Consider the following 871-nt stretch of genomic DNA (forward strand, 5'->3'; position numbering starts at 1 on the left):
AGAAGCTGTTTGAGTTAAATAAATAAAAGAGGCTAATGTGGAAAGGATAGACTAAAGATTGGAAGTCAGTCGTTGAGTAATTAATGACTAAAAAAACCACTTTTTCAACTGACTTCCAGTGGCAAATTATAGAAAGTTTGCTGAATGTGAAGCGAAAATCTAAATGGGACCTAAGAAATATATGGGAAGGGATATGCTATGTAACCAGGACTGGGTGTCAGTGGCGTCTGTTACCTTTCGATTATCCACCATGGCAAACGGTGTATTGGTATTTTAGAAGATGGACAATGGATGGCACGATTGAAATAGCGCATCAGGAGATACGCAAATCAGTAAGAAAGAGTCAAGGTAAAAAAGAGTCAGCCAGCATGGGGATTATAGATAGTTGCAGTGTACGCATGAATGCTACAAGTGGTATGGATCGTGGGATTGATGGGAATAAGAAGATAAAAGGCCTAAAGCGTCATATGATAGTGGACAGTCTGGGTTTGATAATAGATGTAGTTGTACATGCAGCTAATATTCATGATAGTAAAGGGGCAACACAGGTGCTGGAAATGGTGAACAGTTCGAAGCACGATGAGCCTAACCTTAGGCAGATATTTGCAGATGCTGGGTATCGAGGCAAATTGATAAAATGGGTAAAAGAGAACCTGAAAATGAACATGACCATTGTAAAACGAACGGACAAAACAATTAAATGGGCGGTACAACCCAAACGTTGGATAATAGAAAGAACATTTGCCTGGCTTCTGAATTTCCGAAGACTGGTAATCAACTATGAGAGAACTCCCGAATCAGCTATCAGTTACATCTTTTTAGCGATGATGTGTCTAATGGTAAAAAATATTAATTAACTCAAACAGCTTCT

At 38.9% G+C, this 871-nt stretch carries 1 protein-coding gene; it reads left to right on the plus strand.

The genetic code is table 11. The features are described 5' to 3' along the window. Positions 1–83 precede the first annotated feature (83 nt). Positions 84–857, plus strand: coding sequence for an IS5 family transposase (locus AC1RNB_RS18565; protein ID WP_305267444.1), 774 nt, complete (start codon positions 84–86; stop codon positions 855–857). Positions 858–871 lie beyond the last annotated feature (14 nt).

The organism is Sediminibacterium sp. GW821-FHT12F12 (genome assembly GCF_058806635.1).

What these genes read in the sequence shown, in the direction of transcription:
- AC1RNB_RS18565 (WP_305267444.1), top strand. Translation starts at nt 84, where the DNA reads ATGACTAAAAAAACCACTTTTTCAACTGACTTCCAGTGGCAAATTATA.